23 protein-coding genes are annotated in these 24179 nt (G+C 65.3%); 18 read left to right on the top strand and 5 right to left on the bottom strand.

The features are described from left to right. Window positions 1-17 precede the first annotated feature (17 nt). Together BLU54_RS03320 and BLU54_RS03315 are read right to left on the bottom strand one after the other, a co-directional pair. Window positions 18-1556 carry an amidase gene (locus BLU54_RS03320; RefSeq protein WP_091904647.1) on the bottom strand — a complete coding sequence of 513 codons (1539 nt, stop codon included), beginning with the start codon at window positions 1554-1556 and terminating at the stop codon, window positions 18-20. A gap of 30 nt (window positions 1557-1586) precedes the next feature. After that, the gene (locus tag BLU54_RS03315; RefSeq protein ID WP_091904644.1) at window positions 1587-2873 is read right to left on the bottom strand and encodes an MFS transporter; all 1287 of its coding nucleotides are present in this window, start codon (window positions 2871-2873) and stop codon (window positions 1587-1589) included. A 151-nt stretch (window positions 2874-3024) separates the two neighbouring features. Between BLU54_RS03315 and BLU54_RS03310 the strand changes: the two genes are divergently transcribed. Beyond that, entirely contained in the window at window positions 3025-3687 is a 663-nt protein-coding gene (locus tag BLU54_RS03310) for a cupin domain-containing protein (protein WP_091904641.1), read from the top strand. Between the two features lie 298 nt (window positions 3688-3985). On the opposite strand, the gene BLU54_RS03305 is transcribed toward BLU54_RS03310, so the two are convergent. Then, window positions 3986-4885, bottom strand: a complete 900-nt coding sequence (locus BLU54_RS03305) for a LysR family transcriptional regulator (protein ID WP_170844999.1) — start codon at window positions 4883-4885, stop codon at window positions 3986-3988. A 144-nt stretch (window positions 4886-5029) separates the two neighbouring features. Here BLU54_RS03305 and BLU54_RS03300 point away from each other — a divergent pair, with 144 nt between their 5' ends. After that, on the top strand, window positions 5030-6355 hold the full coding sequence (locus BLU54_RS03300) for an MFS transporter (RefSeq protein WP_091904636.1): 1326 nt from the start codon (window positions 5030-5032) through the stop codon (window positions 6353-6355). Window positions 6356-6510: 155 nt separating this feature from the next. After that, window positions 6511-7206, top strand: a complete 696-nt coding sequence (locus BLU54_RS03295; RefSeq protein ID WP_091904634.1) for a DUF1028 domain-containing protein — start codon at window positions 6511-6513, stop codon at window positions 7204-7206. Window positions 7207-7259: 53 nt separating this feature from the next. On the opposite strand, the gene BLU54_RS03290 is transcribed toward BLU54_RS03295, so the two are convergent. Next, window positions 7260-7520 (bottom strand): hypothetical protein, encoded by a 261-nt coding sequence (locus BLU54_RS03290; RefSeq protein ID WP_091904631.1) that lies wholly within the window; start codon window positions 7518-7520, stop codon window positions 7260-7262. Between the two features lie 114 nt (window positions 7521-7634). Continuing rightward, complete coding sequence (locus tag BLU54_RS03285; RefSeq protein WP_235837767.1) at window positions 7635-8438, bottom strand: GntR family transcriptional regulator; 804 nt, start codon at window positions 8436-8438, stop codon at window positions 7635-7637. A gap of 179 nt (window positions 8439-8617) precedes the next feature. Here BLU54_RS03285 and BLU54_RS03280 point away from each other — a divergent pair, with 179 nt between their 5' ends. From BLU54_RS03280 to BLU54_RS03210, 15 genes are all read left to right on the top strand, one after another. Continuing rightward, complete coding sequence (locus BLU54_RS03280) at window positions 8618-9451, top strand: alpha/beta fold hydrolase (RefSeq protein WP_091904626.1); 834 nt, start codon at window positions 8618-8620, stop codon at window positions 9449-9451. Window positions 9452-9523: 72 nt separating this feature from the next. Continuing rightward, window positions 9524-10882 (top strand): metal-dependent hydrolase family protein, encoded by a 1359-nt coding sequence (locus BLU54_RS03275; RefSeq protein WP_091905941.1) that lies wholly within the window; start codon window positions 9524-9526, stop codon window positions 10880-10882. Between the two features lie 259 nt (window positions 10883-11141). Then, the gene (locus BLU54_RS03270; RefSeq protein ID WP_091904623.1) at window positions 11142-12200 is read left to right on the top strand and encodes a substrate-binding domain-containing protein; all 1059 of its coding nucleotides are present in this window, start codon (window positions 11142-11144) and stop codon (window positions 12198-12200) included. 7 nt (window positions 12201-12207) lie between these two features. Then, complete coding sequence (locus BLU54_RS03265; protein WP_091904620.1) at window positions 12208-13839, top strand: sugar ABC transporter ATP-binding protein; 1632 nt, start codon at window positions 12208-12210, stop codon at window positions 13837-13839. Then, window positions 13836-14870 (top strand): ABC transporter permease, encoded by a 1035-nt coding sequence (locus BLU54_RS03260; RefSeq protein ID WP_091904617.1) that lies wholly within the window; start codon window positions 13836-13838, stop codon window positions 14868-14870. The genes BLU54_RS03265 and BLU54_RS03260 overlap by 4 nt, the downstream gene beginning before the upstream one ends. A 120-nt stretch (window positions 14871-14990) precedes the next feature. Continuing rightward, on the top strand, window positions 14991-15407 hold the full coding sequence (locus tag BLU54_RS03255; RefSeq protein WP_091904614.1) for a RidA family protein: 417 nt from the start codon (window positions 14991-14993) through the stop codon (window positions 15405-15407). Window positions 15408-15546: 139 nt separating this feature from the next. Continuing rightward, window positions 15547-16428, top strand: coding sequence for a fumarylacetoacetate hydrolase family protein (locus BLU54_RS03250; protein WP_091904611.1), 882 nt, complete (start codon window positions 15547-15549; stop codon window positions 16426-16428). A 291-nt stretch (window positions 16429-16719) separates the two neighbouring features. Next, window positions 16720-18006: an aromatic ring-hydroxylating oxygenase subunit alpha gene (locus BLU54_RS03245; protein WP_091904608.1), complete on the top strand. Its 1287-nt coding sequence runs from the start codon at window positions 16720-16722 to the stop codon at window positions 18004-18006. Further along, on the top strand, window positions 18003-18476 hold the full coding sequence (locus BLU54_RS03240) for an aromatic-ring-hydroxylating dioxygenase subunit beta (RefSeq protein ID WP_091904605.1): 474 nt from the start codon (window positions 18003-18005) through the stop codon (window positions 18474-18476). The genes BLU54_RS03245 and BLU54_RS03240 overlap by 4 nt, the downstream gene beginning before the upstream one ends. A 74-nt stretch (window positions 18477-18550) precedes the next feature. Then, complete coding sequence (locus tag BLU54_RS03235) at window positions 18551-19201, top strand: MarR family winged helix-turn-helix transcriptional regulator (RefSeq protein WP_091904602.1); 651 nt, start codon at window positions 18551-18553, stop codon at window positions 19199-19201. 27 nt (window positions 19202-19228) lie between these two features. Next, a complete protein-coding gene (locus BLU54_RS03230) occupies window positions 19229-19546 on the top strand; it encodes a non-heme iron oxygenase ferredoxin subunit (protein ID WP_091904599.1) in 318 nt (105 codons plus the stop codon). Then, window positions 19543-20859: an NAD(P)/FAD-dependent oxidoreductase gene (locus BLU54_RS03225; protein ID WP_170844998.1), complete on the top strand. Its 1317-nt coding sequence runs from the start codon at window positions 19543-19545 to the stop codon at window positions 20857-20859. Before BLU54_RS03230 ends, BLU54_RS03225 begins: the two co-directional genes overlap by 4 nt. Window positions 20860-20979: 120 nt before the next feature. Continuing rightward, a complete protein-coding gene (locus BLU54_RS03220) occupies window positions 20980-22338 on the top strand; it encodes a uracil-xanthine permease family protein (RefSeq protein WP_091904594.1) in 1359 nt (452 codons plus the stop codon). Between the two features lie 78 nt (window positions 22339-22416). Next, window positions 22417-23067: a cysteine hydrolase family protein gene (locus tag BLU54_RS03215; RefSeq protein WP_091904593.1), complete on the top strand. Its 651-nt coding sequence runs from the start codon at window positions 22417-22419 to the stop codon at window positions 23065-23067. 257 nt (window positions 23068-23324) lie between these two features. After that, on the top strand, window positions 23325-23924 hold the full coding sequence (locus BLU54_RS03210; protein ID WP_235837766.1) for a hypothetical protein: 600 nt from the start codon (window positions 23325-23327) through the stop codon (window positions 23922-23924). The last annotated feature ends 255 nt before the right edge of the window (window positions 23925-24179 follow it).

The following is a 24179-nucleotide window of genomic DNA, read 5'->3' as shown; positions in this document are numbered from 1 at the left end:
TGTAGTGTGGAAAAAGGTCAGACTGCCGACGTGCCGTCCGCGGCGGCGTCGCCGTCCACGCGGCGCGCATCGAGGACCGGCGCTGCCGTCACGATGGACGTCAATGACGGGTTGGGCGCGCGCAACCTGTCGAGATCCGGCCGTGGTCGCTGCAAGCCTGGCAGCGACGCGAACAACTGCTCCAACGCATAAGCCGCAGCCAGCGTCTGCTGGTCACCGCGGTACGGCCCGACGACTTGCAGCCCGAACGGCATGTTGGCCTCGTCCACGCCGCAAGGCAGGGACAACGCCGGGTTCGTGGTCAGCGTGACCACGTAGGTCAGCGCCAGCCACCGATAGTAGTTGGCTTGCGGACGCCCTTGCACTTCGTCGGCGTACAACGACGTCCATGGAAAAGGCGACACCGGCGTGGTCGGTGCAAGGATCAGATCGTAATTCCGAAAGGCCTGCTGGAAACGTTGAAACAGCCGCGTCTGCTCGACCTGCGCCCACGCGCAGTCGGCCAGGGTCATCGCCGCACCCATCTCGTAATTGGCGCGTGTATTGGGACCGAGCGCGGACGGATCCCGCGCGTAAGCATCGCGCAGTCCGGCGACGAAACTCTCCGCGCGGATCACGTCGAAGCAACGATGCGCGTCGCCCATGTCGAACCGCACCGCTTCGCATGTCCTGACGTGGGACGACAGCGCGGCGATCCGCTCTCTGAATACGCGCCGAATATCGTCGTCGACATCGCAGCAATCGAAGTCTTCGGTGTAAGCGATGCGCAATGTCGAAGGATCGACTCGGCCCAGGGCGAGGAACGCCAGCGGATCGACCGCATAGCTCAGTGGGTCGCCGGTCGACTGACCGGCACTGGCTGCGAGTTGCAGCGCCGTGTCGGCGACGTCGCGCCCCATCGGCCCCACGACCGAAATCGGCGTCCAACCGAGGCGTCGCCGGGAGTTCGGCACCAGGCCCGGTGACGGCCGGAAACCAACCACGCCGCATTTGGCGGCGGGAATGCGCAGCGACCCGCCTGTATCCGAACCCGTGCAAACCGGCAGCATGTCGCACGCGAGCGCGACCGCCGAACCGCCGGACGAGCCGCCGGCGTTGCGCGTCGGATCGAAGGGATTGCCGGTGGCGCCCCACACTGGATTGCGTGTATTCGCGCCCGCGCCCAATTCCGGCACGTTGGTCTTTGCGGTCACGATCGCGCCGGCAGCGCGCAAGCGCTCGACCAGCACCACATCCTTGCCCGGCACATGGGCACGCGCCATCGGCGAACCATAGGTCGTGAGCAGGTCGGCGGTATCTTCCAGATCCTTCACGCCCAGCGGCAGACCGTGCAGCAGGCCCAACGGCGCGCCGGCCATCACGGCTTGCTCGGCCCGACGCGCGGCCGCGCGCGCCGCATCGAAATCGGTGGCGGCCAATGCGTTGACCGCCGGATTGACCGCTTCGATGCGCGCGATGCAGGCGTCCAGCAATTCGACCGGGGAAATCTGGCGGGTGCCGATCAGCCGGCGCAATTCGACAGCCGAGCGTTCGGCCAACGTGCCCTTATCGTCCATGACTCTTGCCTCGTTTCAATTCGTTGATGGTCAGCCCAGCGCTTCGCCGGTGCGGTCGCGCAACCAGGCCAACGGCAGCAGCGAGATCGCGCACGCGCCGGCGACATACCAGGCTGGCGCCAGCGGATTACCCGTGCGCTCGATCAACCAGGCGGCAATGAACGGCGAGAAGCCGCCGAAGAACGAGGCGCTCACGACGTAAGAAAGCGCGATACCCGTCGCGCGCACACGCTTCGGAAACAGTTCAGGGATCATCACGAGGACTGGCACGATCTGACCGGTGACGAGCAGCGCAAGTAGTCCCGATACGACACACAGCGCAAGCGGCGACGGATGCGCGCCGAGCAAGATGAACGCCGGATAGATCAGCGCGAGCATTGCGACCCGGGCAATCACCAACACGCGCTTGCGGCTAAAGCGGTCGGCAAGCAGCCCGGCAACCGGCGCCGAGATGAACAGCACCAGCGCGCTGACCACGCCGGAGGCGACCGCAGCGGTGGACGTCAGATGCAGCACGCGCACTGCATGGCTTGGCAGGAAGAACGCGGTGATGTAGATCGATACCGAGCCGCCCAATTCCGCGAAGGTGCTGAGCAGCGTCAGCCGCAGATGCCGCGTCAACGCGAGCTTGAGCGCACCGTCGCCGTGGCCGGCCTTCTGGGACGGTTCGCTCAGGGTCTCTTCCAGCCGTCGACGGATCAGCATTCCGACAGGCGCGGCGATGATGCCAAGCAGAAACGGGATGCGCCACCCCCAGTCAAGCACCTGCTGCTTGTCCAGCGACGCGTTGACAAGGGTCGCGACCAACGCGCCGAGCGCCAGGCCGAGCGCGGTCGCCGCGAAGTTCCAACTGGCAAAAAAAGCGCGGCTTCGGTCGTCCGCATACTCGACGAGCAGCGTCGTGCCAGGCCCGAACTCCCCACCCGCCGCGAAGCCCTGGATCAGGCGCGCGGTCACGACGATCACCGGTGCGAGAATGCCGACGCTGGCATAGGTCGGCGCGAACGCAATCAATGCGCAGCTCAGCGCCATCAGCATGATGGTCAGCACCATGGCCTTCTTGCGGCCCGCTCGATCCGCGTAAGCGCCGATGATGACGCCACCCAACGGCCGTACGACGAAGCCCACGCCGAATACGCCAATCGAGAGCAGGAACTGGTTGACCGGCGAGGCGCTGGAGAAAAACAGCGTGCCAATCTGAATCGCAAAGAAACTGTAGATCGAGAAGTCGTAAAATTCCAGCGCAGTGCCCAATGTGGTCGCGGCGATCACGTGGGTTTTCGAGGGAGCCGCTCGTTGCATGGCGAGTGTCGACACGATGTCGGTCCGTTTCAGTGAGAACGGTCAGGGGCCGGCAGTCAGGCAACATGCCGGTTCGAAAACGAGTACCGCGCGCCGCGCGGTCCCGCAAGACGACGTGGCTTATCATATACGAGAAAAAAACAATTCTCGTATTAGAGAAATCAAAATGAAGAAAGCGGTGGCTTCCCCGCAGCAGGAGCAAACGGCGTCCATCGCGCAAGGCCTGGACACACTGTCGCTCGAACCGGGCAAGGTGGGCGCGCGTCTGCGCTCGGTCCGCAGGGCGCGGCGGCTGACGCTCGCGGCTGTCAGCGAGCGTTCCGGCATCGCGCTGTCGACCATCTCGAAGGCAGAGCGCGGCGACATCACCCTCACCTACGACAAACTCGCGGCGCTCGCGCACGCGCTGGAGCTGGATCTGTCGGCGTTGTTCATCCGCCGTGCGGAGGCCACGACGTTGCCGATCGAGCCGACCTTCACGCCATCCGGCGCACAGGTGATCTACGACACGCAGAACTACGCGTACGGCATGCTGGCGACCGAGCTCAGCGGCAAGCGGATGGTGCCGATGCGCGGCAGGGTGCATGCCCGCAAGCTGGAAGACTTCGCGGACTACATCCGCCACGCCGGCGAGGAGTTCGTCTTCGTTCTGGGCGGCGCACTGCAGATACTGTTCGAAGACGGTCGACACTTCGCGTTGAAGACCGGCGACAGCCTTTATTTCGACAGCGCGGTCGGCCACGTCTATCTATCGCGCGGCAAGACCGACGCGGAAGTGCTGGTATGTTGCGTCGATGCGCCCGGTGGGCGTGGGCCTGGCGCGATCTGACGCAACAGCGGAAGCAACAGCGGACACAACAGCGGACACAACAGCGCGACCGACAACGTCGGGCAGGGCATGCAAGCCGGCGGCAATGCAGATGCCGCCAGTCGGGCGTCGCGCGTTTTCGTTCCGTTTTCGTTCCGTTTTCGTTCCGCGTTCGTTCCGCGTTCGTTCCGCGTTCGTTCCGCGTTCGTTCCGCGTTCGTTCCGTTTTTGCTCTTTTCGTGCTGCCGTTTCGCGGAGCGACCTGGATTTCCAGTACCGGGATGCGGCCGCGTTGGTTCAGTCGCGTCCGCGCCGGCGGTTCAGGCAGCCGTGTCGCCGGCGCATGCGAGCAGATGGGCGACAAGCGTTTCCGCCGAGGATGACAAGGCGGCGCGCCGTTTGATGCAAAGCGTCGCGTCGTACCGCCCCCACTCGTCGTCGAGCATCGCCTGGTTCAGACCCATCGCGGCGAAGCGCCGAGCGATGCGCTGCGGGACGATTGCAATGCCTGCCCCTGCCGCCACGAGGCCGCAGATGGCATCGAGATTTCGGGCCTGCACGCGATGGCGCAGCGGGCGTCCGATTTCGCGAGCATGCGCTTCGAACACCTCCTGCAAGCGGCTCGCCCGTCCTAGTCCGACGAAGTCGTGAGCAAGCAAGGACTCGAAGCGGACGCGACCGCTGGCGGCGAGCGACGCCGACGCGGCCGAGATCGCGACCAGCCGATCCGAGCACAGCGGCAAGGTTTCCAGGCCGCCAGCATCCACGAAGTGACCGACAATGCCGATCTCGGCGCTGCCGTTGCCGACGGCGTGGATCACGTCCTCGCTCAGATGTTCCTCGACCGTCACGTCGGCGTCGGGACAGTCGACGATGAAGCGGCTGATCGGCTGTGTCAGCAATTCGAGCACGGCGTAGGTGGTCGCATGCAGGCGCACGTTGCTGCGCGTCCGGTAGGTATATTGTGCAAGGTCGTCGTTCATGAAGTCGACCTGGCGTAATACCTTCGACGCGTGGTGCAGCAACACGCGACCGGCCTCGGTCGGTGTCACGCCGCCGCGGCCGCGACTGAGCAGCGGCACGCCGACGTCTTCCTCCATCTGCTTGATGCGTTCGCTTACCGAGGCGAGCGTGCGATGCACGCGTGCGGCGCCCGCCGTCATGCTGCCGGCTTCGACCACCGCCCTGAACAATCGTAGATCGGCGACATCGACACGCATCGAACGCATCCTTCGGAAAAAGCCAAGCTGCCCATGGCGATTTCCAGATTGTAAAGCCGTTTTTGACCGCGAAAACTGGCGCCTCGCAAGCGACAACCGTCTCGCTCCCCGGCCGATCGGTCCTCAAGACACGCAACACCGACCATGACCCCAACCCCAGACCTCGCCGCCAACGCGCGCGCCGGCAACCGTCGCCCGCTTTCCGGCGCGGAAGTGATCGTTGTCACCACGCTTGGCAACGCGCTCGAATTTTTCGACTTCACCGCGTACAACTTCTTCGCGATTCTGCTCGGCAAGCTGTTCTTCCCCAGCCTGAGCCCCTTGTTTCAGTTGGTCATGTCGACGGGGATGTTCGCGGTGGGCTACTTCTTCCGCCCGCTTGGCGGTGTGTTGATCGGCATCTATGCGGACCGCGTCGGCCGCAAGGCCGCGATGACACTGACCGTGGCGCTGATGGCGATCAGTTCGGCAATGATCGGCCTCGCCCCCACCTATGCGCAGATCGGCGTGCTCGCGCCTTGCATGATCCTGCTCTCCCGGATCATGCAAGGCATCTCGGCGGGTGGCGAAGTGGGGGCGTCGACGGCGCTGCTGGTGGAGTACGCCGGCAAGCGACGCCGCGCGTACTTTGGCAGCTTCCAGTTCGCCAGTCAAAGCCTCGGCATCGCGCTCGGTGCCGTGGTCAGCGCGGCGCTGGCCTACGGCCTTGCGCCCGCGTCGCTGGAGTCGTGGGGCTGGCGCCTGCCCTTTCTGATCGGCACGATCATCGCCCCGGTCGGCATCTATATCCGCGTTCGCTTGATGGAAACGCTTCATCACGGCAGTCACGAAGGCGCTGCCGAAGCGACCGGCTCGGTGCTACGCGCGATGGCCGAACACGCGAAAGCGTTGCTTACTGGCACCGTGCTCACCTTTGGCGGCACGTCGGCCAACTTCATCATCCTGTTTTCGTTGCCCATTATCGCCGTGAAGTCGCTCGGCATGGCGCAGGCCGACGCAGTGCTGGCCGGCGTGGTGACCGGCCTGACCGGCTTCGTCGTCAGCCCGCTGGGCGGCCTCGTCGCCGACCGGTTCGGCCGCAAACCGGTGATCCTGCTGTCGCGCCTGTGCGTGATCGCACTGGTGGTGCCCCTCTTCGTCTGGCTGGCGCACGTCCCTACGCTGGCGACACTGCTGGTGGTCGAGGGCATCCTGGCGGCGGTCGCGGCATTCGGCGGCGCGACGGCAATCGGCTCGATGACCGAACTCTTTCCGCGCGAGGCGCGTGCCACGGGCATGGCGATCATCTACAGCGTCGGCGTGGCGCTCGCCGGCGTGGTCGCGCAATTTGTCGCCACCTACTTTGTCGGCATCAGTTCCGACATCATGCCGGCGGCCTGGTATGTCGTCGTGTGTACCGGCCTGACGTCGCTTTCGCTGCTGTGGCTACCCGAGACTGGCGGTCCACGCCCTGCCGTCGCATTCGAGTAAACCGCGAGATGGCCGCGAAGCGGCCGTGAACCTGCCACGGTCGGCTCCAACGCCGACGGCACCACGCCCCGGCCGCCCAACCCTTTCACCTCCGCCTTGCCGCACGATCGAGCCTGGACGAGCGGCATCGCATTTTCAACAGGAAACTGACCGACATGACTTACAGCATCATCGCGCGCTGCCCGGACACCGGCCGCTTCGGCATCGGCATCGCGACGTACTCGGTGGCAGTGGGCCAATGGTGCCATGGCGTCGACGACCGCGCTGGCGTCACGATGAGCCAGGCATTCGTTCGCTACGTCAACAACGATCTTGCGCTGTCGCTCCTGCGCCAGGGGTTCTCGGCGGCATCGGTCACCCGAGCGCTGCTTGAAGACGACGATTATCCGGACTACCGCCAAATCGGTACCGTGTCGCGCGATGGCCGCGCGTCCTGTCACACCGGTCCGGGCGCGCGCGGCTGGGCGGGGCATCGGCTCGGCGACGGCTACGTCGCGATGGGCAATGTCTTGTCCGGCGAGCCCGTCGTGCAAGCGATGGCGGTCAGCTTCGAGGATGGCGCAGGGCAAGTCCTGGAAGCTCGCCTGCTCGCCGCCCTGGCCGCAGGGCGCGACGCCGGCGGCCAAAGCAACGGCGTCCACCCGCTCGGCGAACGTTCGGCCGCGCTGATCGTGTCGGCGTCCGACGCGCTGCCTCGCACCGACCTGCGCGTCGACCTCCATCAGCAAGCGGTGGACGAGCTGGCGCGCGTGTATGCGTTCTGCAACCGCTATGCGCATTACTACAAGGCGCGCGGCCTGCGCCCGGTCGATGCCCCCGCTCAAGAGGCTTTCGAGAAAAGCTTGGCCTGACCGATCGGGACCGCGGCTGAGGGCGCGCCGCAGTCCCGATGCAGGATCGCGTGTTATTCCTTCTTGGCCGAATCCAGCTTTGCCTCGGCGTCCTTTTCATCGGCCTCGTTCTGCGCCTTGGTCTTCGCCTTGTCCGCCTTGGCCTGAGCGACATCGCTCTTCTTGTCGGCCTTCTCCTGAGCCTTCTGCGCCTTGCGTTCCTTATGCGTCATCGCCGTCGTATCCTGCGCCAGCACCTGAGCCGCGGCGGACGTGCCGAGCGCGAAAGCGAGCGCAGTGGCGGCGAGTTTCAAGACGTGGGCGGATTGTTTCATGCGGGCCTCCGGTTGCTGCCGTCGTGGATCGACTGCTCCGATCCATTCTAGCGCGTCGCGGCGGCACGGGTCGGCCGACGGCCCCGTCCTGAAACCAGGCCGGCGCAATGTCTTTCAGGCCTGTCGCGCCGGCTTGCGGGCAGTGCGAGTGACGGCCGCCAGCGGCCGGGATGGCGCGCTCTCGGCAGGCGCCTTGCGAGGCCGGCCGCGGCGTGGCGCGACGGTCTGCGCTGTATCGTCCACCTCAACCGTGACCACCGGCGGCGTTTCAAGAAAAGGCAACATCAAGTCCCGCATCTCTTCGAGATGATGGGCCAGGATGTTCACCGACGCGTCGGGATCGCCGCGCAAGATCGCGTCGAGCAATTCCGAATGCTCGCTGTTCAGCTCCGCCTTGGTCTCGATGCAGGGCAGCAATGCGCGCTGATAGATCGCAGTCGCTTCGGCCAGTTGACGCACGATCTGATAAAGGCGCGGACTGCCGCAGCTCTTCATCATCGCGAGATTAAACTCTTCGTGCCGCGCCAGCCAAAGCGGATTCATGCGGTCCGGCGCATGCGGCTCGGTAATCGGCGTACGGCTGAGTTTGTGGTGCGCGGCGACCAATTCGGCTTGCCAGTCCAGATCGCCCCGACCGATCGCCTGCCGCAAGGCCACGCCTTCGAAGATGATGCGCTGACGCACCAGATCGCGCAGATCGTCGCTCGACAGGCCGCGCACCGCGAAACCAATCTGTGGCACGACCTCCACGAGTTGCTCGCCGGCCAATCGATTGAGCGCTTCGCGCACGACGTTCAGACTCACGCCATTGTTTTCGGCGATCTGCGAGACCTTCAGGCGCTGGCCAGGCAGCAGCTCGCCGGTCAGGATGGACTCCTTCAAGCGGCCGAAGAGCTCGCCGTTCAAGGTCTGTCCCACTTTCGCTCGTCCCATCTGGCGGCCCGCCCCACTTGCTTGTCGACCACGCATTCTAGCATGCGGGCCGCCGCACTGATCCATCACTGCACCTTGGAATACCCTGAGACGTTTTTATTTTTTTTCACGTCCCAAAATCCATTTTTGAAAATACAATCGATCGAAAGCGAATGGGGGACTCGATGGCAGCGCACAGCTTGCAAGAGAAGACTTTCGAATTCGAAGGCATGGAAGTCGCCTATCTACAGGGTGGCACCGGCAGCCCGCTGCTGTTGATCCATGGTTCCGGGCCGGGCGCATCGAGCCTCGGCAATTGGCGAACGGTGCTGCCAGCACTCACGGCGCGCCACCAGGTTTTCGCGATGGACCTGATCGGCTTCGGACGGAGCCCACGGCGGCCGACGCCGCCCTATTTCGACCTCGCGCTATGGGTCCGCCAAGCCAGGGCCATGCTCGCCCGCATCGACGCGCCGCGCGTGGGCATCATCGGCCATTCGATTTCGGGCGCCATCGCGCTGCGGCTCGCGGCGCTCGAAAAGCGCGTCGCGGCCGTGCTGACCACCGGCACGATGGGGCGGCCGTTCGAGGCGACCGATGCGACGCGTCGCTGCTGGACCTGTCCGACCGACCGGCAGACGCTGATCGCCACGCTGAGGGGTTTGATCCACGATCCGAGCGTGATCGACGAGCCTTATCTCGCGGCCCGCGAGCCGGTGTTGTTCGCACCGGGCTATGCCAATTATTTCGACGCGATGTTCGAGCAGGAACCGGCGCACTACATCGCGCAGACCGTGCTCGACGACGCCACGCTCGCGGCGATCTCCTGCCCGGTGACGCTTCTGCACGGCCGGGACGACGTGGCGTTTCCGCCGTCGTCCTCCATCGGAATCGCCGCGTCGCTGCGGCGCGCGGACCTGGTCCTGCTGAGCGAATGCTCGCATTCAGTCGCGTTCGAGCGCACCGACATGTTTCTGGCATGCGCCGAGACATGCTTCTCCCGACTTGCACTAGATTGAATAGTTGTCCTTCGCACAGTTCTTGAAGAATTGTTCAAAATCGGCGAGACGCCGACCTTCCTGACGATTGCTATGCAAACCAAACCTGGCTACATCTTGAAAGGCCGCGTGATCGACGGCACGCTGGACGATCCGGTCGAGGACGGCGCAGTGGTGCTCGAGGGCGAGCGCATCGGCTGGGTCGGCCCGCGCGCATCACTGCCCGAGCACTACGCGAGAAGCGGTTTCGAGACGATCGATCTGCCCGGACGCAGCATCATGCCGGGACTGATTGACGGCCATACCCACATCTCGTTCGGTGAATCCCGCTCCGAGGAAGAGAATGCGCTGTACACATCGGTGGAGTTCCGCACCGCGAAGGCACTCTATTACGCGAAGAAGGTGCTGCAGGCCGGCGTGACGAGCGCCTTCGACGCGGCGACCACCTACAACGTGGCGCAGGCCGTTCGCGACGCCATCGACTCAGGCATGTTTCCCGGCCCGCGGTTCACTGTGTCAGGAAAGCAGTTGACCAACCATCAAGGCCTGGAGGACTCGTTTCCGAACGAGATGCAGTTTCCGCCCGGGCAGAGTGCGGTGCTGGTGAAGAACAAGGACGATCTGATCGAGAACATCCGTCTGCAGATCAAGGACGAGGTCGACGCGATCAAGGTCTCTGGATCGAACGACAACCTTATCACGCCGGATGCCCTCGGTTCCTCCGCATTCACGCTCGACGAATTCCGCATCATCGCCGACGAAACGCATCGTCTCGGCCGGCTGTGCAGCGTCCATGCGCGCTCGCGCGAGTCCGCGCTCTACGCCGCCCAGGCAGGTTTCGACAATCTGTTTCACGCCTCCTACATCGACGACGAGGGCATCGACGCCTGCGTGAAGAACGGCTGCGTGATCACGCCGACGCTGACCTTGCTGGTGAACTTGCTGGAGGCCAAGCAATCCAGCGCGGGGGTCTCCGGCGCATCGGCGTTCGCTCGTGAACTGGAGGCAGCATCGGTGAACTTGAGGCGCGCTTACGAAGCCGGGGTGCCGCTGATCTGCGGCAGCGAAAGTGGCTGGTCACCGGTGCCTTACGGACAGTGGCATGCGCGTGAGATGGAAATTTTCGTGAACATGCTGGGCTTCACGCCGAGACAGGCGATCCACGCCGGCACGCTGGCCGCGACGCGCCTGCTGCCCCGCTACGGCGACCAGGTCGGCAAGCTCGAAGCAGGCCGCCTGGCGGACGTCCTTGTCGTGCCGGGTAATCCGCTGGAGGACATCACGCTGCTGCAGAAGCCGGCGCGCTTCGATCACATCTTCAAGGGCGGCACGCCTGTCGACCGCACGCCGCCGGCCCCGCGCCGACGCATGTGGTATGAGCGCACCAAGATCTTCCTGGCCGGCTTGTACGAGTTCGACGAAGCCGCTGGCAAGGGCCGCTTGGTGCCATGACAACCGCACCCCGCGCGCGCGGCGAGCGGCGCCCGTCGCGCGCAGCAGATCGCGACGCCGGCGGCACCAATGCCACGCGCCATCGAGGCGCCCGCCGGCGCCTGCCCTGCCGCACCAGTTGACGCGCCACTTACCGCGCCACTTACCGCATCACGCGCCGCACCGGTTACCCCACTACTCACGCACCCCACCGCCTCTACCCTGGAGACTACAGATCGTGGCGATCTTCGCGAGTTTGTCCAAAGCTGGAACCCCCGCCATGTCGAGGCTGGCCCGCGCCTGTGCGGTGTCGGGTCTGCTCGTCAGCAGCCTTCTCGCCGCGACCGGTGCGCGCGCCGACACCGATCCCCTGCTTGGGCTCATACCGAAAGCAAGCGCGCAGAAGCCGTTCAAGATAGGCGTTGCGGTGGTGCATCTGAACGACGACTTCTACAAGGGCATCGTCTATGGCATTACCGACGAAGCCAAGCGCAGCAACGTCCAGGTCGTGCAGGTATCGGTCGCCGGCGCCTACGGCAATGTGCAGGAACAGTTCGCGCAGCTCAACGCCTTCAAGACACTCGGCGTCAACCTCCCGGTGCTGGCGCCCGCCGCCTACAACGGCTTCGATCCGGTAATTCGCTCGCTGAAGGACGCTGGCATGAAGGTCGCGTCGGTCGGCATCCCGGTCAACAGCAAGAACGTGGACTTCGGCGTGCTGCAGGACGACCGCTCGATCGGCACGGCGCTGGCCGACGCCGTGTGCAAGAGCGGTTCCGGCCAGAAAACGGTCGCGATGGTAGCCGGACCGGCCGGTGCCGAATGGGTCAGGCTCCGCTATACCGGCTTCATGGACGAAGCCGCGAAATGCCCGACCATCAAGACGATCCCCGCATCGTTCGGCGGCGGACTGGACATTGGCGAGGGCATGTCGCGTGCCTCCGATCTGCTGCTGCGCGACGGCTCGATCAACTTCATCTACACGCCGGTGATCTCGCTCGGCATGGGCGCCGCACAGGCGATCCGGCAACAGAACCGCAAGGCACAGGTCGTGAGCAGTTCGATCGTGCCCGAGGCGATCCCGATGATCAAGGACGGACGCATCCTGGCCGTCGTATCGGAACCCGGCATCATCATGGGTCGCATGATCGTCCAGTATGCGATCCGCGCGATGGAAGGCAAGCCGCTGCCGAACCTGCAGCCGCCCTCGCCGAATGGCCTCGGCTATCCACATTATGACGTGCCGCCGACGCTGGTGACCGCGAAAAATGTCGCGTCCCATCCGTTGAACGTGTACGAGATCCCGCCGGCCTCGTGGACCATGCCGGCGCGGCAGTGAGGCACGCATGAACCCTTCCCTCATTCATCCCGGCGCGGACGAGCCGGCGCTGCTCGAAGTCCGCGGGCTGAGCAAGCGCTTCGGTGCGACCCGTGCGCTGGCCGGCGTCTCGTTGCGCTTCGCGGCCGGTCGCGTGCACTGCGTGCTCGGCGAGAACGGCGCCGGCAAGTCCACGCTCGGCAAACTGATCGGTGGCCTGTATGACGCCGACGAGGGCGAAATGCTGCTCGACGGCAGACCGATTCGCCCGACCTCGCCACGCGACGCGCGCGCGGCCGGCATTGCAATCGTTCACCAGGAGCTCGCGCTGGCGCCGCATCTCTCCGTGCGCGCCAATCTCTGGCTCGGCAGCGAAGCGCGTCGCGCGCCGTTCGCATTCCTCCCACGGCAGGCCGAGACGGCGCGCGCCAGGGAAGTGATGAACCGACTCGGGCTCGCCCATATCGATACGGAACGACGGCTGAGCGAGCTGCCGATGGCGGTTCACCAACTTGTCGAGATAGGCCGGTCGCTGATGTTCGACCCGCGTGTGATCGTCTTCGACGAACCGACCGCGATGCTCGGCGCGGTCGAGAAACAGCGGTTCTTCGAGGTCGTGCGCGCGCTGAAAGCCGACGGCATCGCCGCGATCCTGATCACGCACCACACGGACGATGTGGTCGAAACGGCAGATCACGTCACCGTCATGCGCGATGGACGCGTCGTCGACAGCTTCGCGATGCACGACGCGATCACTGGCGAGACGGTCGTCGCAAGACTCACTGGCACATCCACCGGAACGCGTGCCGAAGTGCGACCGGTAGCAGCGGCCACGACGTGCGTGAGCGAAAACCTGCCACCGCCTCCGGTGGATCGCGACCCGCTGGTCGACGCGCCGATGCTGGAGATCGAAGGCCTCGCGTCGGATGCCGACGACGACACGCTGCGGCTCGCCGCTGGTCAGATCGTCGGCTTCTACGGCGTAGTGGGATGCGGCGCCGAGAAGATCGTGCAGGGGCTGGTGGGTCTGCACGCGGCCGGCTCGCCGCTTCGCTTCCGCCTGGCCGGTCGCGCCTATCGGCCGCGCAGCCCGGCCCACGCGTTGGCACAAGGCGTCGCCTATCTGCCTGCCGGACGCGCGCGCAATGGCGTCCTGCCCAGCCGGTCGATCCGCGACAACCTGTTGTTGACGCAATGGCCAGGCGTGGGACGCTGGGGCTTCGTCGCACCATCACGGGAACGCGCGCTCGCCCGTGCGTTGCTGGGTCAATGCGGCGTAAAGTTCGACAGCGACGACAGCCCGATCACCAGCTTGAGCGGCGGCAATCAGCAAAAGGTATTGCTGGCGCGTGCGATGGCCGGCGCCAGCCGCTTGTTGCTGCTCGAGGAACCGAGCGCCGGCGTGGATATCGACGCCAAGCGCCAGATCCACGCGCGCGTGCGGGCGCTCGCCGAGCGGGGCGTGACGGTGCTCGTGCTGTCGAGCGACTTGCCGGAGACGCTCACGCTCTGCGACACGGTGATGACGATGTTCGACGGACGCATCGTCGGCCGCTACGACGCGCCAGGCGCACACGATCATGCCGCGATCGTAGCCGACGTGCTCGGCCAACGCCCACTTCATTCCGCCCACCTGCCCTCGTTGACGCCCATACCATGAAGAATCATCCTTTCGCGACTCAGCAGTTGGCGCGGGATCAGCGCCGCGCCCACGCTTCCGTCAATGCGGCAGCCGACCCGGATGCGGCGCGCGCCGGCGGCGCGCACGGCGTGCTGTCGGAGTTGATGCTGCCAGCGCTGATCGTCGTCATCGCCATCGTCGCCGGCATCGTGCAGCCGCGCTTCTTCAGCGCCGACAATCTGATCAACCTTGCCAGACAGGGCGTGCCCCTGATGGTCCTCGCGCTTGGCCAGGCGGTAGCCATCATCCGTGGCGGCCTGGACCTCTCGATGGCATCGGTGATGTCGCTGGCCGGCGTCGCCGGCGTGATCACCATGAATCATTTCGGCATCGGCGCGGGTATCGGTGTGATGCTTGTCACCGGCCTGCTGATCGGACTGGCTTCGGGCTTCGTGATCGCCTGGTTTCGCACCACGCCGCTGGTCGTCACGCTGGGCATGCTGTCGGTTGCGCAGGCGATCGCGCTGATCCTGTCGGGTGGCGTGCCGATATACGACGTGCCGGCGGCCTATGTGCAATCGATCGGCTTTGGCACGGTTCTCGGCATTCCGGTGACGGTCTGGATCGCCGTGGCGCTAAGCGCCGCGATCTTCGTACTGCTCCGCTACACCGTATTCGGGCGTTATCTGTATGCGATGGGATCCAGCGAGAAGGCAGCCGCGAAAGCCGGTGTCGATGTGCGCTTCAATACGGTGATCGTCTACGGCATCAGCGGCCTGTGCGCGGCAATCGGCGCGGTGGTCCTGACCGCATGGGTCAGCTCCGCGCAGCCGATCGCCGCGCCCACGCTGACGCTGCAATCGCTTGCCGCGGTTGTGCTCGGCGGGGTCGCATTGACCGGCGGCGCGGGCGGCGTGCGCCAGGTCTTCACCGGCGTGCTGGTGCTGACGTTGCTCTCCAACGTGATGAACATGGTCGGCGTGTCGGCGTATTACCAGACTTTGACGGTCGGCATCGTGATCATCGTCGCGGTCGTGCTCGACCGGCTGCGGCGCAAGGAGCGAGACTGACCGCGGGCGCACCGCCGCGCCGGCCCTCGCACACGGTCGACGCAAGGCGCAGTGACAACGCGAGCCGTTCCGCATCGGCCGCATCAACGTATCACCGCAGTTCAACCAGGAAGGCAATCGATGAGCGCTAATCTCGAATATGTGAATCCCGAAGGGGCGTGTCCCGCGCAGGGGCTGTACTCGCACCTGACTCGCGTCAAGGCCGGCGAGCTGATCTTCGTGTCCGGACAATTGGCGGTCGGTGCGGACGGCAGCGTCGTCGGCGTCGGGGACTTCGACGCACAGTTCAAGCAGGTCTTCTCGAACCTGAAGGATGTCCTCGCCGGCGTCGGCACCGATTTCAACGACGTGGTGAAGTTCACCACCTTTCTCGTCGCATCGCAGCACATCCCGTCGTTCATGCGCCTGCGAGCCGCGTTGTTTCCTACGCTTTTCAGAACCGACATGTACGCGCCCAATACCTTGCTGGTCGTCGACCGGCTGGTCAAGGAGGACTTCCTGTTGGAGGTCGAGGCAGTGGTAAGGGCCCGCGACTGAACGCGACGACACCTGTCCGCGTCATCGCGAATTGCCGTGGCGCAGCAACGGATATTGCGCACAAGGCGGTGGAACCGCGTGACGGACGCGCGAAAGGAATAGTGAAAAGCACATTGCAAAGCGTACAAGGAACAGACGCATGAAATTCGTTACTTTCGAGAAGGATGGACAACGCCGCGTCGGCGCGTTGCGCGACGACGATCGCATCGTCGACCTCACGCCCGCGGTGGGCGAGCGTGGGCTGGCGGCGATCATCGGCGCGTACGCGTCGCTCGCCGAGCCCATTGCCGCGGCGATCGAGACCGCAAAAGAGACCTTCGACGTCAACGACGTGACGCTGCGCGCGCCGGTGGACCGCCCGCCGCGCAATGTATTCTGCGTCGGCAAGAACTACCACGAACATGCGCACGAGTTCGCGAAAAGCGGCTTCGACTCCAGCGCCGCCGCGGGGGCGGTACCGGCAGCCCCGATCATCTTCAGCAAGCCGCCGACTGCCGTGTCCGGTCCGTATGCCGACATCGACGTGTCGCTCGACCCGACTGGAACGGTGGATTACGAGGCGGAATTCGCCGTGGTGATCGGCAAGGCTGGACGGTGCACCGATGCCGACGATCCATGGTCGTTCGTGTTCGGCTACACACTGGTCAACGACGTGACTTCGCGCGAGCTACAGAAACATCACAGCCAGTGGCTGCTCGGCAAGGGTATCGACGGTTTTTGCCCGATGGGCCCCGCACTGCTGACTCGCGACGAACTGCCGGTTCTCGACGATCTCGAAATTACTTGTGAAGTGAACGGGGAAGTGCGGCAGCGCTCGCCGTTGAAGAACCTGATCTTCGACATCCCAACGCTGATTCGCACGATCGGGCGCTCGATCTCGTTCGAGCCAGGAGACGTGATCGCAACTGGCACGCCGGCGGGTGTCGGCATCGGCTTCAAGCCACCCAAATACCTGAAGCCGGGCGACATCGTCACGGTTGCCATGTCGCCGATCGGCGCGCTCCGCAACAGGGTCGTCTGACGTCCGTATCACCGGCAGCGCATTGCGTTGCGACGCTTGCCGTCGTCGTTGCGAAGGCCGCCGCACGCCTGCCCCGGTGCGGTGCGCGGCATCAATGCAGCAGCTTCATCGCATCGTTTTTTTGCATCCTGCTCTTTTCTTTTTTTATGCAGTACGCTGCATATCTGCCGCGTCAGCGCGCACCGGCGGAGACCGGTAGCCGACGCCCAGGACAGCAGACCCCGGCTTCGGCCAGATACACAGTACACGTCATAAACAAGCGTTGTCAGCTATCACGGAGGCGTACCTGTCATGTCAGTGTCCCCAATCACCTGGCCCGCGAAAGACTTCTCGCGCGTCCCCTTCTCCATCTACCACGACCCGGCGGTCTACCTGGACGAGCTGGACAAGATCTTCCATGGTCCGACCTGGAACTATCTTGCGCTCGAAGCCGAGCTGCCGAATCCCGGCGATTTCATCACGACGCTGCTCGGCGAAACGTCGGTCATCGTCAGTCGCGATGCCGAGGGGCGCGTGCACGCGTTCGTGAACCGCTGCAAGCACCGGGGCGCCACGCTGCGGCGCGAAGCGTGCGGCAACGCCAAGTCGCACACCTGCATCTATCACCAGTGGGCGTACTCGCTCGACGGGCGTCTGCAAAGCGTGCCGTTCGCGAAAGGGATGAAAGGCGAAGGCGGCCTGCCGAAGGACTTCGACAAGTCGTCGATCCGGCTCGATATGTTGACCGTCGAGGTCTACAAGGGCGTCGTCTTCGCGAGCTTCTCGCCTGCTGCGGAACCGCTCGCGGATTACCTCGGCCCGGCGGTGATCGCCGAACTCGATCGCCTGTTCGCGCGCAAGGTCAAGGTGCTCGGCTACCAACGGCAGCGGATCTTCGGCAACTGGAAGCTCTACAACGACAACGTGCGCGATCCGAATCACGGCGGACTGCTCCACATGTTCCACGCAACCTTCGGCTTGTATCGGCTCAGTCAGGTCGGCGGCGCAAAGATGGACGGCAAGCATCGCCACAACATCACCTACAACCAGCTCGGCAGCGACGACACCGCCGACAACGCCGGCTACGACGGCACGACCAAGGTGTTCCAGGAGGGTTACCAGCTGCTCGACAAATCGATGCTCGAATACAAGCGCGATTATCCGGACATGGTCAGCCTGGTGATCCTGTCGGTGTTCCCGAGCGTCGTCTTCCAGCAGATCGCGAATTCGCTGTGCACGCGTCAGATCCGGCCGCGGGGTGTCGACGAGGTCGAGCTTTACTGGACCTACTTCGGCTACGAGGACGACAGCGAGGAGATGACGCGGCACCGCCTGTTGCAGGCCAACCTCGCAGGGCCGGGCGGCTACATCTCGATGGAGGACGGCGAGGCGGTCCAGTTGGTGCATGAAACCAGCGCCCGTGCACAGGCGCAGCACGCGCTCGTGGAGATTGGTGGAACAGGCGAGATCAAGGACGCGAAGAACCTGATCAGCGAGGTGCCGATCCGCGGCTTCTGGTCGTACTACTGCGAGTTGATGGGGTTCGAGGCGGGCACGCCGCGCAACCAGGCGCGCGTCGTGAATCAGGAGGCAGCATGATTGCGTTCGATACCTGGCAGGCAATCGTCACCCTGCTCGCGAAGGCGGGCAACACGGTCGACGCCGGTCGCCTGGACGATTGGCTGGACTGCTTCGCGGAACACGCAACCTATCACGTTCTGTCGCGTGAGAACTACGAGCGCAAGTTGCCGCTGACGCTGTTCCAATGCGACAACAAGAACATGATGCGCGACCGGGTGCTCTCGCTGCGCGAAGCCAATGTGGTCAACATCCACCGCGACCAGCATGTGACCGGTCTGCCCGAGATCACCGACCGCGGCGATGGCAGCTTCGACGTGACCAGCGCCTATGCGGTCTACCAGACCGACCAGGGCGGTTTCAGCCGCCTTTTCAGTGCCGGGGTCTATTACGACAACGTGTCGGTGGCGGATGGACGTGCGGCCTTCAATGCAAGGCGCGCGGTCGTCGACACCTTCGCGATACAGAACATGCTGTCGACACCGATTTGAACGCAGTCGTCACGGCGTGGCGCCGCACCGCCGGCAGTGCAGGCCGGCGGTCCGCAGACTTACCAAAACGAACCATGCACACCAAACGAAAGACATCCCCACGACAGATCGCCGCCGGCCCGCCTGCCGGCGCGGCACCTGCAGCCGCATCGGGCGCACGGGCGGCGGCGCTGCGCCGCCCTCGCGGCGGCACCGCGCGTGCCGGCGGGCGTGGCGGCGGCGAGCCGGGCACCGGCGCGCCAACCGACGCACCATGGCAGAGCGAGAAGCACCTGTTATGGGAGCGGCCCGGCTTTCTGTTGCGACGCCTGAATCAAATCCACTACGCGCTGTTCTTCGAGCACTGTCAGGCCTACGGCGTGACGCCGGTGCAGTACGGTTTGTTGACCGTGCTGGCGCATGCCGGGGAAGCGATGGACATCACCGCGCTGTGCGCCGAAGTCGGCGTCGACCGCACTACCGTGGCCGACGTAACGCGTCGTCTCACCGAACGCGGACTCGTGTCCCAGCATCGCAGCCTGCTCGACGGCCGTCAGAAGCTGACGCGCATCACGCAGGCGGGACTGGACGTGACGGCCGCGAGCTTCGTCGACATGAAAGCAGCGCAGGCCGCCATGCTCGCGCCGCTTCCCCCCGCGGAACGCCGTGCATTCCTGAAGTCGATGGCGCGACTGGTGGCAGCGCACAACGACCTCGGGCATACACCGGTCAAGGCGTTCGCATGAAGCCGCTCTCTTCCTCAAGGAGTTGACATGGCCGAAGACTTTCACCGCGTGGCGCGGTTAAGCGATATCGCCGACGACGAGCCGCTGGGCGTCGACCTGAACGGTCGGCAAATCGCGCTGTTTCGGATCGATGGCGAAATCCACGCGACCGACAATATCTGCCCGCACCAGTATGCGCTGCTCAGCGACGGCTATGTCGAAGACGGCTGCGTCGAATGTCCGTTGCACCAGGCACGATTCGATATCCGTTCCGGCGCCGTGCTATGCGGTCCCACCGATCGCGCGCTCACCGTGCACGCGGTGAGGATCGACGAAGGCGACGTGCTCGTCGCAATCCGCGCATGAGCGCCGCGCCGCGGCACATCGCCATCGTCGGCGCCGGCCAGGCGGGGCTGCGCTGCGCCGAGACCCTGCGGGCGAACGGCTTCGACGGCCGGGTGACAATGATCGGCGATGAACCGCATCTGCCATACGAGCGCCCGCCCCTCTCGAAAGGGGTGCTGGCCGGACATGGCGATGCCGGCGCAATTCACCTGCGCGCGCGCGACGCATTCGGCAAGGAGGCCGCGCAGCTCGATGTCGACCTGCTGCTCGACCGCGAGGTCACCTCGCTGGACGCCACCGCCAGGCGCCTAACGCTGCGGGACGGCATGCGGATCGATTTCGACCGATGCATCCTGGCCACCGGCGGACGTGCGCGGCCATGGCCGAACACGGCGCGGCACGGATCGATCGTCACGCTCCGCTCGCTAGACGACGCGTACCGGTTGCGCGAGCGGCTCCGACCGGGGCAGCGGATGCTGGTGATCGGCGCTGGCTTCCTGGGTCTTGAGTGCGCGGACGCGGCGCGCGGACGTGGCGTCGCCGTTACCGTGGTGGAGCGCGGCGAACAGTTGCTGAACGGCAGGTTGCCATCGACCGTGGCGGCACAATTGCGCGGTCGCCATCAAGCGAACGGAATCGCCTTTCGATTCGGCGCGACCATCGCCAATCTGGCCGAAAGGGCCAACCGGACGCCTGGCGGCGCTAACGACGCCAACGCCGCATCGACACCGGCGGTACGTTTGACGTTGGGCAGCGGCGAAGTGCTCGACGGCGACTTCTGCCTGGTTGCGACCGGGCAGGTTCCGAACGATGCGCTCGCGGCCCGCGCCGGCCTTGCCACCGCCGACGGCATCGTGGTCGATGGCTGGTGTCGTACCTCGAGCCCGCACATCTTCGCGGCCGGCGACTGCGCCCGCTTCCCGTACGGCACGCCACCGCGAACCGTGCGGCTGGAGTCCTGGCAGAACGCCGAGCAGCAGAGCCGTGTCGCCGCGCGCAACGCGATGTGTGCAGACGGGCAGGCGGTCCGCTATGCACTGCTGCCCTGGTTCTGGACCGACCAGGCGGGTTGGAACATTCAGATGCTGGGCTGGCGCGGGCCCGACGAGCCGCCGCTGACCTGGGTGGTACGTACCGCAACGGGCTCGGAGAACGAGCGGTGCGTCTGGTTCGGGCTCGAGGATGGGGTGCTCGTCGCCGCCGTCGCAATCAACAGCGGCGCCGACGTCGCCCCGCTACGCACCCTGATCGGCGCCCGCGCCCGCTTCGACGCGACGCAATGGCTGGACGCTGGCACCAGGTTGGCCGCCCTCAGCCGCGCGTTGAAATCCTGATTTAGTGCTACGTAGCAATCGATGTTCGAAGCTAGGTATGACGTTGCAGCAGCAGTGCAGTGCCGGGCGCGAGCTGACGCACGCCCCGTTTACCCGTACATCATCGAATCGGAGCGCTCCATGGAAGCCAGGCAATCCCCGCTCATCGTCGGCATCGAGGACAAGCTGCCGCTCGGGCAGACCTTGATCTTCGCGTTCCAACACCTGTTGGCTCTCACCGGCATCTGGATCTTCCCGGTGATCATCGGTCATGCCGCCGGCATGAACAATACCGAGATAGGCGGACTGGTGGCAGCGTGCTTCATCACCACGGGCGTCGTCACGATCCTCCAGTCGAGTCGGGTCGTGCGCCTGCCGGTCGTACAGGGGCCGACGGCCGCCTTCTTCGTCGCCGTGCTCAGCTCGGTCCATACCGTTGGCCTGGGCACGGCGTTCGGCTCGATGACCGTGGCCGCGCTGATCTTCGCCGCGCTGGCCATTCCGTACAAGAAGCTCGGCCTGCTCGGGTTGCTGGTCAGATACATTTCGCCGCCGATCGTGTTCGGCACCTTGCTCGTCATCATCGGTGCGCAACTGGCGCAGATCGGACCGATGGGCTGGTTCGGCGACTCGGGCAACCCGGCCGATATCTCGGCGAGCGCCATCACGACGCTGGTCACCTTTCTGGTGGTGTTGATCTGCATGACCCTGGGGCGGCAAACGCTGGTGAAGCGCGGCGCGCTTTTGTGGGGCGTGATCGTCGGCACCGCGGTGTACGCAGTGCTTGGCGACTACCATCTGCCGGCGCTTGGCGAGACGCGATGGTTGGCGGCGCCGCGACTGTACCCGTTTGGGTTCGGCGTCTCGGCACCCGTCGTGCTGATGATGTTGCTGGCGTTCCTGCAGGCCGGCGCGGAGGCAATGGGCATGTACACGCTGCTCTGCCAGTGGGGCAACAAACCGCTGCCGGTGCACGTCGTCAACCGCGGCTTGTTCACAGAATTCCTCGGCTGCGCGTTGGGCGCGGCGGCAGGTGGACTGGGAACGACCAGTTACCCGGAGAACGTCGGCATCATTCGCGTCACGCGCGTGGGCAGCCGCTATGTCACGCTGACCGCGGGGATCTTGTCCTTGGCTCTTGGCTTGATTCCGAAGGTCGGCCTGCTGATCGCCAGCCTGCCCGCGCCGGTTCTGGCAGCCGCGTGCACCCTGCTGTTCGGGATCATCGCGATGAGCGGTATCGGCATGCTGTCCCGGATCGAATGGGACGATCTGAACATCGTCGTGGCGGCGCCGGCGTTCATCATCTCGCTTGGCACGATGTACCTGCCGAAGAAAGCCGTCGCGCTGTTTCCTGAAATTCTGCAGGGCATCGTGACCCAGCCGATGGTGGTCGGCATCGTCATGCTGATCGTCATGAACGTGCTGGTCAACGTCTGGATCCGGCCGATGATTTCCAAGAACGCACCGGCGCTGGTGCCCGCCAACCACGACTTCTAGCGCGATCGACCGCACAAGCGGGGGGCGCGCCGCGCGTCGGCCTCGCCCCGAGTCACCCACCATTCCAACGAGGCTGCGATGTCCAGCAAGGCCAAGATCCGATGGACGCTCGACCCCAGACGTACCGCGCTGATTGTCGTCGACATGCAGCGCGCGTTCTGCGAACCGGGCATGCCCCTCTACGTTCCCGATACCGCGGACATCGTCGACCGCATCCGGGCCCTGGCGGAGACGTCGCGCGCTGCCGGCGTACCCGTGGTGTTCCTGCGCCACATCGTGCGAGGCGACGGCTCGGACACCGGTCGACTGCTCGACCTGTATCCGGATATCAATACCGCCCTGGCGCGGGGCCTGCCCGCGGTCGAAGTGATCGACGCGCTGCCGACCGAAACCGGCGACATCGTCGTCGACAAGCTCTTCTACAGCGGCTTTCACAATACCGACCTCGACACCATCCTGCGGCGGCGCGATGTCGATACGATCATCGTCTGCGGTACGGTGACCAACGTGTGCTGCGAGACCACCGTGCGCGACGGCGCCCACCGCGAGTACAAGGTGGTGGTCGCCGCCGACGCAGTGGCGGCGATGCCCTACCCTGACATGGGTTTCGGCGCACTCACCGCGGCGCAGGTGCAGGCCGTGTCGCTGACCACGATGGCGTATGAATTTGCCGAGGTGACCGACACTGCCGACCTGTTGGCCCGGCTGAACGAACGCGCCGCGCCCTGAAACACGCGGCATGCGCGGCAGGATGCACCGACGCGCAGGGACGTGCGCTCGAAATGGCGGCCGGGGCACTGCGGGAGCGTGCTGCCGTCTGGTCCGAGCGGGGCGCGCTTGCCATGCCTTACAATCATTCTCCGGTCTGCAGCCCGCCGCCGCGGCGTCATGGTCGCGCCGGCTTGCCGCGCCACGCGCGTCATGCGATGCGGCACCGCAACCGAAGCGGACGTGCTGACGGAAACCCGTGCACTGGAGAAATCGATTTGAAGTCAAGAACTGCCTGCCTCGCGATGCTTGCCGCTTGCGTCGTCGCCTCGCCGGCGCGCGCCGAGCCGCCGCGCTCGGTCGACGCGCGTGCCCTCGATGTCGCCGGGGTCAAAACCGGGATGGACTACAACGAAGCATTGCAGGCGGCGGCAAAGCATTTCAACGTGCCGACCGGACAGATCAAGCCGGACCCGTTCCCCGGGCAGAACATCGTGACCGGGACCAAATTGCCGACATACTTCGCGTACGAGAAAGACGGCGCCAAGCTGACCGTGCATTTCGAGGGCCGCGTGCCACCCGATCCGACACGGCCATTGGTCGCATGGCTCATCGATTACGAGGTACCGTGGTCGAAGGACAACGCCGATGCGATGGCGAAGGCGGCGGTCGCCAAGTACGGCAAGCCGTCCAACGCGCCGAACACGCTGCCGATGCAGTGGTGCGCGCAGCCCAGCGCGAACCCCGGCATCGGATGCGCGAACGCACAGGCGGCGCTGGAGTTGAGCCAGGTGCACATGAAGCTGACCGACCAGGCCTGGCAGCAAGCCCGTATCGCATTCGTGAGCAAGCGCACGGCGGTCAAGCCGGCCTTCTGACGCAATGACGCGCTGACCTGTTGATCTGGCGGCGCCGGGCGGCGCGGCGCGAGCACCGGTCATCGCAAGCTCGGCGCGCGTGGCCGCGACTGGTGTGAGCGCCGCGGCGCGGACGCACGGCATCGTCATGGCTGCGGCTTGGCGAAGGCCACTGGCTGGCCGGCAGCGTCAGGTGGTCTGTCGCCGCCGAGCATACCGTGGCGGTCATCCTGCGACGCTTTCCGCTTTCCGCTTTCCGCTTTCCGCTTTCCGCTT

Origin of the sequence: Chitinasiproducens palmae (assembly GCF_900095735.1) — a bacterium.
GTDB classification, from domain to species: Bacteria; Pseudomonadota; Gammaproteobacteria; order Burkholderiales; family Burkholderiaceae; genus Chitinasiproducens; species Chitinasiproducens palmae.
Note: the sequence above shows the minus strand (reverse complement) of the source record. Positions and strands in the feature narration are given on the sequence as shown.